General features: G+C 62.6%; 12 protein-coding genes, 1 pseudogene and 1 riboswitch. Of the genes and pseudogenes, 6 read left to right on the plus strand and 7 right to left on the minus strand.

From position 1 onward, the window contains the following. Positions 1 to 103: 103 nt before the first annotated feature. The 4 genes from JFT44_RS24175 to JFT44_RS24190 all read right to left on the minus strand — a co-directional run bounded on the left by JFT44_RS24175 (position 104) and on the right by JFT44_RS24190 (position 7957). Positions 104 to 1018, minus strand: a complete 915-nt coding sequence (locus JFT44_RS24175) for an ABC transporter substrate-binding protein (RefSeq protein WP_120732524.1) — start codon at positions 1016 to 1018, stop codon at positions 104 to 106. Beyond that, complete coding sequence (locus tag JFT44_RS24180) at positions 1015 to 1374, minus strand: ferredoxin (RefSeq protein WP_057959185.1); 360 nt, start codon at positions 1372 to 1374, stop codon at positions 1015 to 1017. Before JFT44_RS24180 ends, JFT44_RS24175 begins: the two co-directional genes overlap by 4 nt. Next, the gene (locus tag JFT44_RS24185; protein WP_198831314.1) at positions 1374 to 3314 is read right to left on the minus strand and encodes a TonB-dependent siderophore receptor; all 1941 of its coding nucleotides are present in this window, start codon (positions 3312 to 3314) and stop codon (positions 1374 to 1376) included. Before JFT44_RS24185 ends, JFT44_RS24180 begins: the two co-directional genes overlap by 1 nt. A gap of 90 nt (positions 3315 to 3404) precedes the next feature. Next, positions 3405 to 3610: riboswitch (cobalamin riboswitch) on the minus strand. 66 nt (positions 3611 to 3676) lie between these two features. Beyond that, positions 3677 to 7957 carry a hypothetical protein gene (locus tag JFT44_RS24190; RefSeq protein WP_198831315.1) on the minus strand — a complete coding sequence of 1427 codons (4281 nt, stop codon included), beginning with the start codon at positions 7955 to 7957 and terminating at the stop codon, positions 3677 to 3679. Between the two features lie 340 nt (positions 7958 to 8297). Here JFT44_RS24190 and JFT44_RS24195 point away from each other — a divergent pair, with 340 nt between their 5' ends. After that, a complete protein-coding gene (locus JFT44_RS24195; RefSeq protein ID WP_057959188.1) occupies positions 8298 to 8864 on the plus strand; it encodes a histidine phosphatase family protein in 567 nt (188 codons plus the stop codon). Positions 8865 to 8911: 47 nt separating this feature from the next. Next, positions 8912 to 9670: a precorrin-6A synthase (deacetylating) gene (cobF, locus tag JFT44_RS24200; RefSeq protein ID WP_057959189.1), complete on the plus strand. Its 759-nt coding sequence runs from the start codon at positions 8912 to 8914 to the stop codon at positions 9668 to 9670. 135 nt (positions 9671 to 9805) lie between these two features. Here cobF and JFT44_RS24205 read toward each other — a convergent pair whose 3' ends face one another. Together JFT44_RS24205 and JFT44_RS24210 are read right to left on the minus strand one after the other, a co-directional pair. Continuing rightward, on the minus strand, positions 9806 to 10390 hold the full coding sequence (locus tag JFT44_RS24205; RefSeq protein ID WP_198831316.1) for a hypothetical protein: 585 nt from the start codon (positions 10388 to 10390) through the stop codon (positions 9806 to 9808). Between the two features lie 73 nt (positions 10391 to 10463). Further along, on the minus strand, positions 10464 to 12272 hold the full coding sequence (locus JFT44_RS24210) for a monovalent cation:proton antiporter-2 (CPA2) family protein (protein WP_057959191.1): 1809 nt from the start codon (positions 12270 to 12272) through the stop codon (positions 10464 to 10466). Between the two features lie 40 nt (positions 12273 to 12312). On the opposite strand from JFT44_RS24210, the pseudogene JFT44_RS28795 reads away from it, so the two are divergent. The 3 genes and pseudogenes from JFT44_RS28795 (at position 12313) to JFT44_RS24220 (ending at position 15525) form a co-directional block, all read left to right on the plus strand. After that, positions 12313 to 12496 (plus strand): annotated as a pseudogene (locus tag JFT44_RS28795) (helix-turn-helix domain-containing protein). 114 nt (positions 12497 to 12610) lie between these two features. Continuing rightward, a complete protein-coding gene (locus JFT44_RS24215) occupies positions 12611 to 14167 on the plus strand; it encodes a DUF726 domain-containing protein (protein ID WP_198831317.1) in 1557 nt (518 codons plus the stop codon). A gap of 38 nt (positions 14168 to 14205) precedes the next feature. Beyond that, positions 14206 to 15525 carry an Nramp family divalent metal transporter gene (locus tag JFT44_RS24220; RefSeq protein ID WP_057444760.1) on the plus strand — a complete coding sequence of 440 codons (1320 nt, stop codon included), beginning with the start codon at positions 14206 to 14208 and terminating at the stop codon, positions 15523 to 15525. Between the two features lies 1 nt (position 15526). On the opposite strand, the gene JFT44_RS24225 is transcribed toward JFT44_RS24220, so the two are convergent. Continuing rightward, positions 15527 to 16459 carry a LysR family transcriptional regulator gene (locus JFT44_RS24225; protein WP_128593411.1) on the minus strand — a complete coding sequence of 311 codons (933 nt, stop codon included), beginning with the start codon at positions 16457 to 16459 and terminating at the stop codon, positions 15527 to 15529. A 114-nt stretch (positions 16460 to 16573) separates the two neighbouring features. Here JFT44_RS24225 and JFT44_RS24230 point away from each other — a divergent pair, with 114 nt between their 5' ends. Continuing rightward, complete coding sequence (locus JFT44_RS24230; protein WP_057439076.1) at positions 16574 to 17059, plus strand: DMT family transporter; 486 nt, start codon at positions 16574 to 16576, stop codon at positions 17057 to 17059. Positions 17060 to 17063: the final 4 nt, after the last annotated feature.

Here is a 17063-nt window from a genome sequence, read left to right on the forward strand (position 1 = left end):
GTTGTGGCATGGACAATGGCGTTGAGTATCGGCTGCCGGCGCCAGGCGAAACACCCATGCTTGTTCAAATGACTCTTGACCAGAAGTCATGAGTGGCCCGCGCCTACAGGGTGTTGAGCTCGTGGGCCAACTCCAGCACCACTTTGCCGCTGCCGACAGTGGGCACCAGGTGCGTAAACGGGATATCGATCATGCGGTTTTCCCGCACCGCCCGCAGGCGCGACAGCACCGGGTCGCGGGTCAGCAACTGGCGTTTGCGGCTGGCAGGGGACCACACGGCGTCGGCCAGCAGGATCACATCCGGGTCGCTCATCAATAACGTCTCACTGCTGACCGTGACCCGGTACTGGTTGATCCCAGCCAATATATTGTGCGCTCCGGCAGCCGCCAGCAGGGTGGTGACGAAACCTTGCCGTCCTTCGCTGTCCAGGCCGTTGACTTCACTGTCGAGGTAAAACACCGACAGCGGCTTGGCGGGCTTGGCCAATGCCTGGGCGCTGGCCAGGTCGGCGTCCAGGGCGTCAATCAGCTCGCGGGCCCGCTGCGGTGTATGCAGCAGCTTGCCCAGGGTCAGCAGGTCATTGCGAATGTGCCCGAAGTAATCCAGGGAATGCCCGGCACACGCCGACTCCAGCAGATACGAAGCCACGCCATTACCCGCCAGCCCGGTGCGTGAAGTAATGCCGCTGCCAAAAGCCGTGGCAAAGCCGCCCACTACCAGGTCCGGCTGTTGCCCGTACAGCACCTCGCTGGCCGGGTAGCGCGGAGCAATCACCGGCACAGCGAAATATGTGCCCTGCTTATGCGCGGCGCCGTTGTCATCCAGGTACGCCACGCCCACCAGCGCCGGGCCGGCCTCCAGGGCCAGCAGCATATCGGCGGCGTGCTGGTTGAGGGCGACAATCCGCGCCGGCGGCGTATGGGGCAGGTGCCACTCCTGTTGGCAATTGCGATAACTGTCCGCCAGGGCCGAGGCGCTGCACACCAGGGCGATGGCAAATCCTCCCAAGCGTTTCATGGGCGCTCCCGGATCAATAACTCTTCGAGCACCTCGCCGCCCACCAGGTGCACATCCACCAGGCGTACGGCATCGGCCTTGCTGCGCACTCCGTACCAGCAGCGCTCCGGGTACACCGTGAGCACCGGCCCCAGGTTGCAGGGGAACTGGCAATGGGTGCGGGTCAGCAGCACGCCGCCGGGCACTTCGATGTGCTGGTGTTCCAGCAGCCGTCGGCGCAGGGTTTTCCAGAGCTGCAGGGCGCCGCGCTGGGTGCAGCGCGGGCCGGTGCACAGCAGCACATGGCGGGCATGCTCGGGGATATGGGACCAGTCGGGGTGGCTGTCCACCCCGTCGATTTGTGTGATTTCAGTCATCAGAAGCGATACGTGTAACGCACCTCCGTGGTGAACGGTCGGCCCAGGTTGTCGACATTGCTGGAGCGGCTGGTGACATAGTCGCGGTCGAACAGGTTCTCTACCAGCAGGCTCACGCGGTGTTGGTGGGCGTTGTCGAGGTAGCGGTAGGCGTCGGCGTCCACCACCGAATAGTGGCCGTATTCGACTCTTTTCGAGCTGATCACATCGTGGATATAGCGGATGGCCGCGCCGGCGCCCCACAGGCGATTCTGCGACTCGAAACCCACCCGTGAACGGGCGAAGAAGCTTGGCACATCATTGAGAGTGACGCCGGCGCGCGACTCGGTCAGGTTGCGGGTCATGTCCGCCTGCAGGCTCCACTGCTGGTTGAGCGCCAGCTTGGCGTCGGCCTCGAAGCCACGCACCTGGATCTGCCCCTGGCCGTTGACCCAGTGGCTATCGTCGAGGGTGATCAGGTCGGTGATCTTGCGCTTGAACAGGGTCACGCTGGCGCTGAACTCGCGGTCGGCCAGCAGGCCCTTGTAGTCCAGGCCCAGCTCGGCGTTGCGGCTTTTTTCCGGCTTGAGGTTACGGTTGCCGATCTCGTCGCCGGGTTCATTGACAAACAATTGCTCGGCATTCGGCAGCTTGTAGGCGCTGCCGTACTGGCCGCGCAGGGCCCAGTTGGCATTGAGGTCGTAGAGCGAGGTGAGCATGCCGACCGTGGCACTGTCGCCGCCGCTCATGGTTTCGTGGCGCAGGCCGATGCTCGGGTGCCAGTCGGGCAGGGCGTCGATCTGCGGGCGCAGTTGGCTGTACAGGGCGTGGGCTTCGGCCTTGTTGTTGTCGATGATCAGTACATCGTCCTGGCCCTTGAACCACTGGTTGTCGGAGCCGAACACCAGCACATGGCCGCCTTCAAGCTCAGCCTTGCCTTCGGCTTGCACGCCCCAGTCGGTGAACCCCCAGTAGTCATCGCGGTTACGCACCACGGTGCCACCGTCGGCGGTGTTGTTGATCCGCGAGTAACGCGTGTCCCAATCGTTGATATGGCCCTTGACGAAGTAACTCAGCCGTTCATTGAGGCGTTGCTCGAAGGTCGCCGTGGCGATCTGTTGCACGCGGTCGTTGGTGGTCTTGCGGTTGTTGGTGGCGCCGGCGAAGTCCAGGTTGGCGTCGGAGTACTGGTAGAACAGCTCCAGGCGCGAATCATCGCCCAGGGACTGGATGGCCTTGGCGCCGAAGGTGGTGACTTCGTAGGAGCGTTTCTTGTCGCTGACGTTGCTCATGTCACGGTTGCGAAACGGCTGGTAACCCTCGGACACGTTGTGGCTGACGTACGCCAGCAGGCCCAGGTCGCCCAGGCCGTTAGTGAAAATCCGCTCGGCCCGGGCATCGCCGGTGGTGCCGCCAAAGGTATCGACGCCCAGGTTGGTTTCGCCGGACACGTCACGGGTCTGCGGGCTGCGCGTGACGATATTGATCACACCCGCCACCGCCTGGGTACCGAACAACAGGCTCTGGCCGCCCTTGAGCACTTCGATGCGCTCCACGGCGTTGGCCGGCAGGGTGTCCAGGTACAGGCCGCCGTACAGGCGGTTGTTCAGGCGCACGCCATCGAGCAGGATCAGGGTGTCGTCATTGCGCCCGCCCAGCAGGGAATAGGTGCCGTAGTCGAAGGGGCCGTTTTTCGGCGCAACGTAAAAGCCGGGAATAAACATCTGCATCGCCCGGGTGATATCGGCGCTGGGGCCGGCGCGTTCGATCTGTTCGCGGCTGACAATCTCGACTTTGCTGCCGTATTGGGCCATATCGGCCACGGTGGTGGATTCCACCGACGGCGCAGAGACGATCTGCTGGTTGAGCACCAGGGCTGTGTCATCGGCGAGCAGCAGCGGGCTGAACAGGCAACCCAGGAGCAGGGTCGGGCCAGAGGTAGAGCAACGTTGGAAAATCATAGTCTTCTCGAAAGTATCTTCGCAGAAGCACGCAGGAGAAGGCACCGGGCACACACCGATACCGGCCCATGCCCGCCCACCGCAGGATTATGCCAAACAGAAATTCCAGGCCGGTCTCCGGGCTCTCGCGTATCGAACCCTTCACCTTCCCATGGCGCTCTGGCCACAGTGGTGTGTCGAAGGGGTCACGCGAATACCGTTGCGGGGGCAGCACCGGACTTGCTCGAACGAGCGTACCGGTTTCCCGTTTCACCCTATGCACGGCGGCATAAGGCACCTGAAACAGGGCGGCATCTGAACATTCGCAGGCCCTTTCGTCAATCTGGCGCAGCGATTGTGCAGTGCCGCCAGTGTGCTGGTGCTCAGCGGTTTGCCGCGGTGGCGCCGGTGCGGGGCGGGAAATACACGGGGTAGTAGGAGAAGAGAATATATTCGAGCGGGTTGCGGATCAGGGAAATACCCGTGCGGTCCTTGACCGTGTCCACGCTGTCGTATTGGGCGTAGGTGTCACTCACCAGTTTTGGGCCTTTCTGCGCCCCATGCATCTGGATGCCGGTCTTGAACTCGGCGGTGACCAGCTCGGGGCTTGGGGTCACGGTCACGGTGCCCACGAAGGCCTTTACTGGCTTGTTGATCAGCCGCTGGAACTCGGCGGCGAAGGAGTTCTCGGCGCCATTGCCGGAGTAGCAGACAAGCAAGCGAACGTTGTCGAACTGGCTGGGATCAATGCCTTTGGCGAGCAAGTGGGCATGCAGTTGCTCGGCGGTATGCTCAGCACCGTCATACAGGATGGTCGAGCTTTTACCGGACAGTTGTTCCCTGACGCTGAGGTCGCGACCATGAGCGTTGATGTTGAGCCGAGGTTTGCCTTTGTATTCATCTTCAAAGCTGAACAGGTTGCCTTTGATCAGTTGCATCTTTTGCATGTTGCCCTTCATCACGATCAGGCGCCGGACCTTTTCGCCATTCGGCGCCTCGATGATGCTGTTGTGGCTGCCACTGCGCAGCGCTGCCAGGGTCACCTCCGGCGTCGGTGGGGGATCGACCGGCCTGCGTGAGGAGCGTGCTCGAGAGTGGGTCACCAGCATTGCAAAGTTGAGCAGCAAATCCGCCATGGCCGTTTCTTTGTCCGGCGTGGCGTTGTCCGCCAGCGTTTGCAGGTCGCTGAGAATGCCCTGGAACTGCAGCGCCGTGCCAATGGCAGCGCCGGGGCCGCGCAGGGCCGGCAGTACCGCGTTGAGCAACAGATAGCCGCCTTCCTTGAGCGTTGCCCAGCGACTTTCGGCGTCGGAGACAGATTGTTGTTCGGCCATGCTGATCAGACCCTGGGCATTGGCGTCGTACAGGTGGTTCATCAATTGCCCGGTTTGCAGTTTGGCCTTCAGGGCATCGGCAGCGGCATAGCCGCCCACCGCCAGTGTGGGCGCAGCGGGAACGGTTTCTCCGTCGCCCACGCCAAACAGGCTGGTGGTCTGGGTGGAGGGCTCCTTGAAACTCCATGCCTTGTAGTAGTCGCGGGTCGCGTTGTCGGGAAACCAGGCCAGGATGTCGTTTTGCAGGCGCCCCGGTTGCTGGATGGCCTCCAGCAAGGCCTGGCGGGTGGGGAATTGCAGCAGCGGTGCGTCGGCGATCAATGGGCGGTAGAGAATATGCGGGCCGCCGCTGCTGTCCTCGGGTTCGATCAGGTACATGTTGTCGACCACCTCGGGTGTGGCGCCTGGCCCGGCAATGAACGCCAGCGGGCGGACGACGATCTCTTTGCCATCGACGGTCTGCGCACCGGGTTGCGGGTTGATGGCCGCCTGCACGTAGCGCAACCCTGTGGTATCGACCCCCGATTGTTTGTTAACCGCCAGCTCCAGGGCCTTGATCTGCAGTTCCACGGGGACTTGCTGGGCAAACAGGGACTGGCGTTGGGCTTTTTTGACGGGATCGTCCAGCAGTTCGCGCTTGAGCAGCTCGGGGTAGCTTTTACCCACGTCGACCTTCTCGATCAGTTTCTGCAGTTCGCCATCCTTTTCCAGCTCCGGAACCCGCGTGTTACCCGGTTTGAGATAAACCTCCACGTCGCGGCTGGGCAGCCCCGACAGGTTTTTCAGGAGCACGTCGGTCATGCTCATGCGTTCGCGATGGAGGCTGCCGCTGACCACCCCACCTGGCGAGTTGCCGCCGACGGGCACCTTGAACACCACCTCCAGGTTTTTCGCCGGGTGGCTCACCGCCTTCAGTTGATCGAAAGCCTGTTCGGCAAAGGGCCGGATATCCGGGATATCGCTGTTGTAGGTCCGCCCTTTATTGCGCTGGGTGATACTCGCCAGTTGCAGGCTCAGTTCACGCAAGACAACACGTTCGGCCTCGGTGGCGTTGCTGACCCAACTGGGCATCTTGCGTGAAGGCTGATCCAGTGTGTCCAGGTTCAGCCAGTTGGGGTCGGGAGCAAGGCTGTTATCCAGACGCTGAGTGATCACCGTCTCGGCCTGGGTCTGGAAAGCATTGCCGTCGATCTTACGCAAGGTGTTGAGAAGCCGTTGTTCAGGGGCCTGCGCTTTGAGCTGTTGCTCCCGTGCCGCGTTGAACGCTGCGTAGGAGTCATAGGGGGTGACTTTGCCGCTGGGTTCGCACAGCAGCAGAATCGTGCGCTCGCCGACATGGCGCTGAATCAGCAGGTTGGCTGAAGTGGACTCTATCGCGCCCTGGTTGGGCTCTGAAATGCTGCCGAGGTTGAATACCGTCACCTCGGCACTGTCGTTGGAGCCTGGGCGCGTCGATCCGTTGGGGTAGCGCACCACCAGGTCCAGGGTTTCGCGCTGCAGATCGTCCAGGCCCGGCTGCTTGAGTATGGCCAGTCGCAGGTTGTCCCGTAACAGGTTACTGATCAGTGTCCGGCGACTGCCGGCAAACGGGCTGAGGCTTGCACGGGTGGGGGCGCCGAAGGCGGGCTGGTCCCAATAGTTGGATACGTCGGTTGTCAACGCCTGCGCCAGTTGGCCTGGCAGCGCACGGAATGCGCTTTGGATCGCGCCCATGTCAACGGCGAGTGGGGTGTCCGGGGTGTTGCCGGTATGGGTCAGGACGTCTGGGCGGGTGTCGACCAGTTTGCTGTTGGCGGGCAAGTCGGGGACCGCACCGTCTACCAGGTATTCCAGGGCCAGCGTCGTCAGCGGCTTGCGTTTGAACTGACCCGGGTTGTCCGGGTCGGGCTGGGCCAAGTCGACCTGATTGATGTCGAAGTCCAGCCCGGGTGATGCACTCTTTATGGCGTCCGTCAGCAGCCGTCCCACGACCGCTTGCAAACCGGGCTCGCCGGCAAACTGCTGCCTGGCGATCTCGGCGGTCGGGGAGCGGCGGGGAGGGATGGTGATGGGTTTATCGGCGGCAGCTTGCTGATCGAGTTGTTGTTTGACGGCCAGTTGGTTTTGCTTGACCTCCCGTGATCGCGGGTCGTGCGCAGCGTTGGTCAACGCGCTGAAGCCGTTGCGATTGAGGGCCGAGCTCTGCTTGAGCACGCCTTGCAGGCTGGGATCCGCTGGCGGCTCGCCATAGAAACTCAGAACCTGGCCCAGGCTTGCGGTTTCAACGTTGAAGCACGGTACGAGCGCCCCGGTTCCGGCACTCAGTTTTTTCGCCAGCGCCACTATGGCCGGGGCCACCTGCGCCCAGCCTGACGAGTCATCGTGCGTGAACATCTTGGGCGGCGCATCGGAGCCTTTGGGGCTGCGGACCAGCAGGTTGCCGGTGGTCGGGTCCACCCTGAGGTTGGCAACGACCAGGTTGTTTTTTTCGACGAAATCCAAAAAAGCCTCACTGGAGAGGGCTTCGTTAAATGCCTTGAATGTTTGGGCCAGTGTCGAAAGGGGCGGCAGTTCCAGAAACAGGCGCCTGGCAGGGGGCAGGGCAGCAGCGGGGCGCGTTTCTTTGCGCAGCGTCAGCAGGGCTGTCGCGGTGTTCTGCGCCAACTCCCGGTCAGCCTCATCAACCTGCGCGGACGGCGTTTGCTCAAGAGGCACTGAGGCGGGTTCTTTGGCGAGGACCTCTGCGGTTTGGTGTTGCTGTTCGACGATATGTGCAGCTTGCAGGCTATTGGTGTTTGCCGGCAGGAGGGAGGGAAACGATTGCTGGGTCAGCAACTGCTCGATTGAGGCTGACCGCTGGCTTTTGGTGCTGTAGGCGTCATGGCCGTAGAAGTCGCCGATCAGCGCCAGCGGAGCACTGTGTTCCCCGGTATGCGCGAAGGAGTGCTCAGCGCTGGGTTCCAGTGCTCTTGCTGCAGCGGCAACGTCTGCGGATGCCGCTTCCCACCCGGGGGTGTATTTCGAGAAGTGGCCAGACGCACCGCGAATTTCGAAGTCCAGCGACGCTGAGCTGGGGGTCCAGGTAAAGTTTTGCGTATTGATGGTGTTGTTTTTGGCAAATGTTGCAAAAGGCTCTGCTTTCAAGGCGTCGTTGAATTTTTTCCAGGCCCTGCCGAATGTGGAGTAGGGCGGGATGTTGTTAACGGTCATTTTGCTCGGGTCGAAGTCTGCAGCAGGCTCGTTGGATGTCTCGTGAAAGGCCAGGGTCAGGGCGTACTGTTTCGCCAGTTCGCGGTCACTGTCTTGCACAAGTTGCCGGGCATTCTCCAGTTCGTGGGCAGTCACATCCACGGGGTCGCGCCGGGATCGACTTGACGTGCGGGCTGCGCCCGATTCCGGCGGGGGTTCTGCGAAGGAGCGTGTGGCATTGGAAAAACTAGGTAGGCGTGATTCGATAGAATTCATGGACACGTCCTTGAAAATAAGGGGGGGATGATTCTTTGAACGCAGTGATTCAGCGGCCAGGGCAATGACTGGGTGATGAGCGACGAGCATCAGTTCCGCTGCAGGTTGTAAGCGCCTTCAAGTGCGATCCACAGGGGCTGGTTTACGGCGTGTGGGCGGCCTACAGTGGCGCGACTTGCCTGGATCGCTGTGACATCTAGAAATCACTTAACCCGTGGAGCTTTGTATGCCGGCCACTCGCTTGACCCTGATTGCCCACGCCAGCACCCAGGCCCGCAAACGCTCGCGTTTTGCCTTGGATGAACCGTTGGAGACGGAGGGGCAGCAGATGCCGTTGGCCCAGGCAAAGCGCTTCAAGCGCGCCCCCCGTTTGCTGTGCGGCCCCGAGCTGCGCACCCGGCAGACGGCCCTGCTGTTTGGCGAGCACCCGCAGGTAGACGAGGCCCTGCGCGACTGTGATTTCGGGCGATGGCGAGGGCAGCGCCTGGATGAGATAGAGCAAGCCGAACCCGAGGCTTTGCAGGCCTGGTTGACGGACAGCACGGCCGCTCCCCATGGCGGCGAATCCGTTGCACAAGTGTGTGAACGGGTCGGGCAGTGGCTGCACACCCTGGAGCAGATCCCGGGCCATGTCGTGGCGGTGACTCACCCCTTTGTGATCCGCGCCGCGTTGCTCTGCGTCATGCAAGGCCCGCTGGCGATGTTCAACCGGATAGATGTGGAGCCGTTGTCCTCCACCGAACTGCGTTTCAACGGTGTGTGGCGCCTGCGCCTGGAAACACGTGAGACCTGAGCCGCGCGAACATGGCAAAATCGCAGCCCCGCACTGAGAACCCCTTCATGAAAAAGATCCTGATCATCGGCATTGGCGCCGGCAACCCCGACTACATCACGATGCAGGCGGTGAAGGCGCTTAACCGCACCGACGTGTTTTTCCTGATGGACAAGGGCCAGAGCAAGGACAAGCTGATCGACCTGCGCCGGGAAATCTGCCAGACCTATATCGACGCCGACCGCACCTATCGCTTTGTCGAAGCCGACTGCCCCGAGCGTGTGCGTGGCGAGGTCGACTACACCACGGCCGTGCAGGATCTGAATCGCGACAAGCAACAGACGTTCGAGCGCATGATCAACCAGGAAATGGCCGACGGCGAAGTGGGCGCTTTCCTGGCCTGGGGCGACCCGGCGTTGTACGACAGCACCATCCGCATCCTGCAGGCGATCCTGGCCAGTGGCGGCAGTGAGTTTGAGTTCGAGGTCATCCCCGGGATTACCAGCGTCCAGGCCCTGGCGGCCCAGCACAAAGTGCCGTTGAACCGCATTGGCCGGTCCATCGAGATCACCACCGGGCGCCGGCTCGCGGCGGGGCAGGCCAGCGATGCCGATACCCTGGTGGTGATGCTCGACGCCGAGGACTCCTACCGCAGCGTCGCGGACCAGGACCTGGAGATTTACTGGGGCGCGTACCTGGGCACGCCGGATGAAATCCTGATCAGCGGCAAGGTGGCCGAGGTGGCCGAGGAAATCGAGCGCGTGCGCAAGGCGGCGCGCCAGGCCAATGGCTGGATCATGGATACCTACCTGCTACGCAAGCCGTAGGGGGGAATGCAATAAACAAAGTGGGAGCGGGCTTGCCCGCGATGGCGGCGTGTCAGTCAGCCTATGTATTGGCTGATACACCGCGATCGCGGGCAAGCCCGCTCCCACATTGGATGTGTGGTTCCTAGGGGGATGTCACTTGCCGCTGGTGATCTGCCTGACCAGCAGTCCATGCCCGGTCACATCCTCGGCCCGGGAAATGGCCTGGATCACCAGCAACCGGTTGCCGGAGCCTGCGAGGAAGGTCGAGTTCAAGGTCTTGCCGCCGCCCATGGTGGCCGTGCCATCAATCTGGCGCAGGCCCACGCCTTTGATCAGCAGTTTTTTCTGCGTCAGTTTCTTGTAGTCCGGCAGGCGGGTGCCGACGTCCTTGAGGAAACCCTCGACCGCGCTGTCGAGAAACAGCGGTTCGTCGTCCTTCAAGTCGATCCCGTCATTGCGCAGGGTCTGGGCCACCACCACCACGCTTTTTGAGGCCTGGTTGATATACATCGTGCCGTTGGCGCCAGCGGTGCCCTGGGCTTGCGCGCCGGCAGGCAGGGCATCGGCGACATAGCCCTTGGGCAGGGTGAAGGTGAATTTGCCGTCCAGGGTCGAGACGATCTGGAAGTCGTCCGGCGGCGCGGCGGCCGGCTTGGCTGCCGCGAACAGCGGGCTGGCGCCCAGGCTGACGGTCAGCGCCAGGGCCAGGCGGGTGGCGATTTTGCTGAGGGTGAGCATGAGGTCTTCCAATGGATGAACGAAATTGCGCCATATTCTGTCAGAAAATTCGCAATTTCGTTCGGATCCATCCTCAGACCTTTGCGGATTCCTCTTCGAGGCGGTCCATTTCAAACAACCGCGCCAGTTCCGCACGGGCTTCCTGGGCCGACTGCATCACCTTGGCCGCGTCGTCGTACACCGCGTGCTGGGCCGCCAGCAATTGCAGGTCGTGGTGCTTGAAGCGGTTGATCCGTGCATCGGCCTGGGTCTCGCTCAGGCCCAGGCCGACCAGGGTGCGGCGGCTCATTTCCAGGCTGGAATAGAAGGTTTCGCGCACCGGTGACGCGTCCAGGTCCACCAGGCGGTGTACGTGCTGGCGGTTACGGGCGCGGGCGATGATCTTCATGTGCGGGTACAGATTGCGCACCAGCTCGGCGGTCTTGATGTTGATTTCCGGATCATCCATGGCAATCACGAAGTACTCGGCCTGGTCGACCTTGGCCGCGTGCAGGATCTCTGGGCGCTGGGGATCGCCGTAGAACACCGGCATGCCGCCGAAACTGCGGGTCAGATCGATGGTTTCCACCGAGGTGTCGAGGGCGATAAACGAAATGTTCTGCGCCCGCAGGATCCGCGCCACGATCTGCCCCATCCGGCCCATCCCGGCGATCACCACGCGCGGCGCATCGCTCTCGATCGCGCGGTATTCTTCCGGCACGTCCACCGGCTTGGTCTTGGGCCGGAACAGCTTCGGGCACAGCAGTAGCAGGAGCGGGGTGAGGGCCATGGACAGGGTGATGGTCAGCACCAGCACATCGTACAGGTGCGGGGCAAACAGGCCTTGGTCGCGGCCGATCTTGAACACCACAAAGGCAAACTCACCGCCGGCCGCCAGGACCACGCCCAGGCGCACCGCGCTCTCGCGGTTCAGCTCGCCGACCATCTGCCCGACTGCGTACAGCAGCGGCAACTTGATGGCGATCAGCAGCAGGGTCAGGCCCAGCACCACGAAGGGCGTGCTGAACAACAGGCCGATATTGGCGCCCATGCCCACGCTGATAAAGAACAACCCCAGCAGCAGGCCCTTGAACGGCTCGATCTGCGATTCCAGTTCGTGGCGGTATTCCGAGTCGGCCAGCAGCAGGCCGGCGAGGAATGCGCCGAGGGCCATGGACACGCCCACCAGCTCCATCAGCCAGGCGGTGCCGATCACCACCAGCAGCGCGGTGGCGGTGGACACTTCGCGCAGGCCGGTCTTGGCGACAATACGAAACACCGGCCGCAACAGGTAGCGACCGCCGATGATCACCACGGCGATGCTGCCCAGTACCTGCAAACCGTGGTTCAGGTCCTGGGCGGCAGTGGTGGTGTGGTCGCTGCCGGCCAGCAGCGGCACCATGGCGATCAATGGGATCGCCGCGATGTCCTGGAACAGCAGGATCGCAAAGGCCAGGCGCCCGTGGGGGCTGTTCAGTTCTTTGCGTTCGGCCAGGCTTTGCAGGCCGAAGGCGGTGGAGGACAGCGCCAGGCCCAGGCCCAGCACAATCGCGCTATTCCACGACTGACCAAAGGCCCAGAGCGCTACTGCACCTATCACCATCGCGGTCAGCAGCACCTGCGCCAGGCCCACGCCAAACACCGCCTTGCGCATCACCCACAGGCGTTTTGGCGACAGTTCCAGGCCGATGATGAACAGCAACAACACCACCCCCAGCTCGGAGAACTGCGCGACACTTTGCGGGTTGCCCACCAACCCCAGCACCGAGGGGCCGATGATCACACCGGCGAACAGATAGCCCAGCACCGCGCCCAATTGCAGGCGCTTGGCCAGAGGCACGGTCAGCACCGCCGCCAACAGGAAAACTACGGCCGCTTGTAACAGGTTGCCTTCATGGGGCATCGCTTACTCCAGAATCTTTGAGGCGAATCGACAGGGCGCTATTAGAGCGCGCTTTTACGCTGTTGAATCTGAATTTTTGCCAAGGCACGACGCATTGCGCCAGCGCCTGTTGAGCCAGGAAAGCCTGGCCAAGGCATTAGATATCAACCAGGCGGCGGTTTCCAAGATGGAGCGTCGTACCGACCTTGCGCAACTACATCCGGGCGACGTTCCCGGACGGGTAGGTCAAGATCGACAACTTCGCCACCTGTTGTGCTGGATGCAGTCCTTTACAGGGCCAGGTCCTGCGCCAATTCTTGTTACTATCGCCCTGCGTTTTCACCAGGAGCCAACGCCTCATGCAACACCAGTGGGATGAAATGCACCGCACCCGCAAGCCCTCGTTCGTGCTGTGCGGCGAGCCCCAGGGGCAGGTGCTCAATCTCTATGTCCATGGTTATTCTGCGTTTTTCAACCAGCAACAACTGGCCAGTTTCCAGGCGCAGCTGGCGGGGATCGAGGGTTCGACCAACCTGATGCTGTTCTGGCCGGCCGGGCATTTCCTGGAAAACCTCTTCGCCCCCTTCAAGGACATCATTACCTCGATGCTCGGCGGCGGCAGCCTGGGCGCGGCGACCGTGGGTCTGGGCAAGGCGGTGGGTTATTTTCTCGATCACTACAAAAGTGTCGAGGCGCGGGTGGACGAGGTGGCCAGGACGCTGTTGGCGGAGCTGGCCAACTACCTGCACGCCGAGTCGATCGAGGTCCGTCAGATCAACTTGATCGGCCACTCCCTGGGCGCACGCCTGCTGGTCAAGAGCCTGTTGGCCAGCCCGGAGCTGGCCCGGGAACTGCCCCTCAATCACCTGTTGTTGATGGGCGGGGCGATTTGCACGTCCAGCCCCTGGGAGCAGGTGTCGGCACCACTCAAGGGGCGCGTGATCAATTGCCACTCCAGCAAGGACTGGGCCCTGGCGCTCAAGCCGGATACCGAGCGCTGTATTGGCCGCTATGCCATCCCCCTGACGCCATCCCTCAAGGGCAAAGTGACCAATGTGCATCTGGTCACGTTCGACCACGCTGCCTACTGGCCGCAGTTGCAGACCGTGGTGCAGTACACCGACTTGCTGCAAGAGCGCCGAGGCATGATCCGTGCGGACCAGCGCAGTGCCGAGGTGCGCTTTGCCGAAGAGGATGTGGACCTGTATCCGGTGCTGCTCCAGGCCCGGGCGCCAGAGTTGCAGTTCCTCGCCGAGCTGATGGCCGCCAAGCGCAGTGCGACCATCGCTGCGGATGTGCGCGACCCACTGCAGTTGGCCATCGAGTTGCAGCGCATGGGCGGTGACAGCTTTATGAACCTGGCCCGTGGGCACGGCGTGAGTTACCGCCAATTGGCCCAGGACGTGGCCCTGCGCGTCGGTATCAAGTTTGACCAGCCGATCGACAGCGTGGCCCTGGTGAGCCTGGAAGAGCGGGTCGCCGAGACCCTGATCGAACAGTACAAGGACAAACTCAGCCAGGCCGACCGCCAGGTGTTCGAGGCCGAACTCCGGGCCGCCGCGCAAAAGGAACAGGGGTTTTTCCACCGTTTCGATGTCGGCCGCTCGGCCACCACCGCCTTGAGCGGAACGGCGCTGGCCGGGTTGACCGGGTTTATCCTGCGGCGCGGTGCGGCCACGGCGATTCCGGTGGTGGGGCAGGCGCTGGCGGCGGCCATGCTGCTGGTGAGCGGGGTACGGGCGTTTTCCGGGCCGGCGTATTCCATCACGACCCTGGCGGTGCTGGTGCTGGGGGTGATTCGCCAGCGCATGGAGCGCGAGGCGTTGAATCAGGAAATGGACCTGGTGGTGCAGGTGGTCGAGGCGTTCGACCTGCCTCGGGAAACGCTGATGCGCACGGTCTCGCCTGACTGCTAAGCTGCGTCCTTGTCTTGTGTGTCTGCCGGGTACCCCGCGTGAAATTCAGCCTGCCGAAAATTGCGACCGCCCCGTTTTGCCCTCCGGAAGTGGCGGGCACCATCCCCGTCGATCCCCGTGCGCCGTTTTTCAAACGGGTGCTGCAGTTTGCCGGTCCCGGCCTGCTGATTTCCATCGGTTACATGGACCCCGGCAACTGGGCCACGGCCATCGAGGCCGGGTCGCGCTATGGCTATAACCTGCTGTTTGTGGTGTTGCTCGCCAGCCTCGCGGGGATGGCGGTGCAGTGCCTGTGTTCGCGGCTGGGCATCGCCACCGGCAAGGACCTGGCGCAGCTGTGCCGCGAGCGCTACAGCCGGCGTTCAGCGCGTACGCAATGGGTGCTGGCGGAAATCTCGATTATCGCCACCGACCTGGCCGAAGTCCTCGGCTGCGCCCTGGCGTTCCACCTGTTGCTGGGGGTATCGCTGACCACCGGTATTGTCATTACCGCGTTTGACACGCTGCTGATCCTGGCCCTGCAAAACCGCGGCTTCCGGCGCCTGGAAGCGATCATGCTGGCGCTGGTGGCGACCATCGGTGTGTGTTTCTTTGTCGAACTGGTGTTGATCAAGCCCTATTGGCCGGACGTCATGCGTGGCTTCACCCCGTCGCTCTCGGCGATCAGTGATGCGGCGCCGTTGTACCTGGCCATCGGTATCCTCGGGGCCACCGTGATGCCACATAACCTGTATCTGCACACGTCCATCGTGCAAACCCGGCTGTTCGGCAAAGACCTGGCCAGCCGCCAGGACGCGGTCAAGCTGGCGCGTATCGACACCATCGGTTCCCTGGCCCTGGCCTTGCTGGTCAACTCGGCGATCCTGGTGCTGGCCGCCGCGGCATTCCACCAGAGCGGTCATACCGAGGTCGTGGAAATCCAGGACGCCTACCACCTGCTGGACCCGCTGGTGGGCGGCGCCTTTGCCAGTATCCTGTTCGGCATTGCCTTGCTGGCGTCCGGGCAAAGCTCGACCTTCACCGGCACCATCGCCGGCCAGGTGATCATGGAGGGTTACCTCAATCTGCGCATTCCTTGCTGGCAACGCCGCCTGATCACCCGTGGCCTGGCGCTGATCCCGGCGTTTCTCGGGGTGTGGTTGATGGGCGATGATGCCATTGGCAAGTTGCTGATCCTCAGCCAGGTGGTGCTCAGCCTGCAGTTGCCCTTTGCCCTGTACCCGTTGATCCGCATGACCGGCGACCGGCAACTGATGGGGCCGTTCGTCAATCGCCTGCCCACCAGGATCCTGGCCTGGAGCCTGTTTAGTGTGATCAGCGGCGCCAACGCCTGGCTGATCGGCCAGTGGTTGTTCTGAGTCAGCGGTCCCAGTAGGGCACGCTGCCGAAGCGTTCGACAAAGAAGTCGATGACCGTGCGCACCTTCACCGACAACCGCCGGCTGCCGGGCCACAGCGCGGCAATCTGCTGCGGCTCCAGGGTGGTGGCCACTTCATATTCGGTCAGCACCGCCTGCAAGCGTCCGGCGCGCAGGCTGTCGCCGATCAGCCACGAAGGGAACACCACGAACCCCAGGCCCTGTTCGGCGGCGCGCGCCAGGGTGTCGGCATGGTTGCCGGTGATCGGGCCCCTGACTGTATAGGGCGTCCAGTCGTCCTGGGCGCGGCGGAAGAACCAACGCTGCTGGCCGTTCACGCCCTTGTACGCCAGGCACTGGTGATTGAGCAGCTCATCGGGATGGCGTGGAGTGCCAAAGCGCGCCAGATAGTCGGGGCTGGCGGCAATCCTGTAGCGCTGGGGCGCGAAAATACGCGCCTGCATTCCGGAATCGTTGAGCACACCGATACGGAACAACAAGTCGGCGCCTTCCTGCAGAGGATCGACGTAGGTGTCGGTCTGCTGGATATCCAGTTGCAGCTTGGGGTATCGCTGGCACAACTCGGCCAGCCAGGGTGACAGGTGGCGCTGGCCGAACACCATGGGCGCATTGATGCGCACCAGGCCGCTGGGCTCGCTTTCCTGTTCCTGCAGGGCCTGCCCGGCTTCTTCCAGCTGTTGCAGCATCAAGCGCGCATGATGCCCGAGCAAGCGCCCGGCTTCCGTGGGGCTGACCGCACGGGTATGCCGATACAGCAATTGCTGGCTCAGGGCCTGTTCCATCAACTGGATCTGCCGGGAGATGGAAGAGGGCGCCAGGCCTTCGCGGCGTGCGACTTCAGAGAAGCTGCCGTGGTCCAGCACCGCGACAAACAGGCGTAGCGCCTTGAAACTCAGCTCGTTGAAGCCCTGCATCGTCACTCCATGCTGTGCGTATTACGCAAAGGTGTTGTCCGCATGCTCCCATTTATCGCACAGGTGTGCCACCGGATAATGCGCGTCATTGTTCTTCTGACCTGTAGGTGCTGTATGCAAAGTTCTTCTCTTGAGGCCGCGGCCCAGGCCCGACCGAAAAACCGCCTGGGGCTGCTGCTGTTGCCGCTGGTGATCCTGGCAGGCATGGGCCTGTCGGTGGAGGCCGGGTTGCTGGGGCCGTTGGGTGCCCAGGTGGGGCACTTATGGGCGACCTTGAGCATCTTCGCGGTGGGCACGGCGATCCTCCTGTTGCTGCTGCTGTTCAGCGGCCCACAACAAGGTCCGGCCCTCAACGAGCTGCCGCGCTGGCAGCTGATCGGTGGGTTCCTGGGGCCGATGTATGTGGTGGTGCTGACCCTGGCCACGCCCCATATCGGCATTGCCATGACCATGATCGCGATCCTCTCCGGGCAGGTCGGCAAGAGTGTACTGATCGACCACTTTGGCTGGTTCGGCACTGCCCGCAAGCGGGTCAACGGTGAACGCTGGATTGCGCTGCTGTTGATTGTGGTGGCTCTTGTTTTGATTGCGCGGGGTTAAGGCA

Origin of the sequence: Pseudomonas sp. MF5691 (assembly GCF_016405645.1) — a bacterium.
In the GTDB taxonomy this organism is placed as follows: Bacteria; Pseudomonadota; Gammaproteobacteria; order Pseudomonadales; family Pseudomonadaceae; genus Aquipseudomonas; species Aquipseudomonas shahriarae.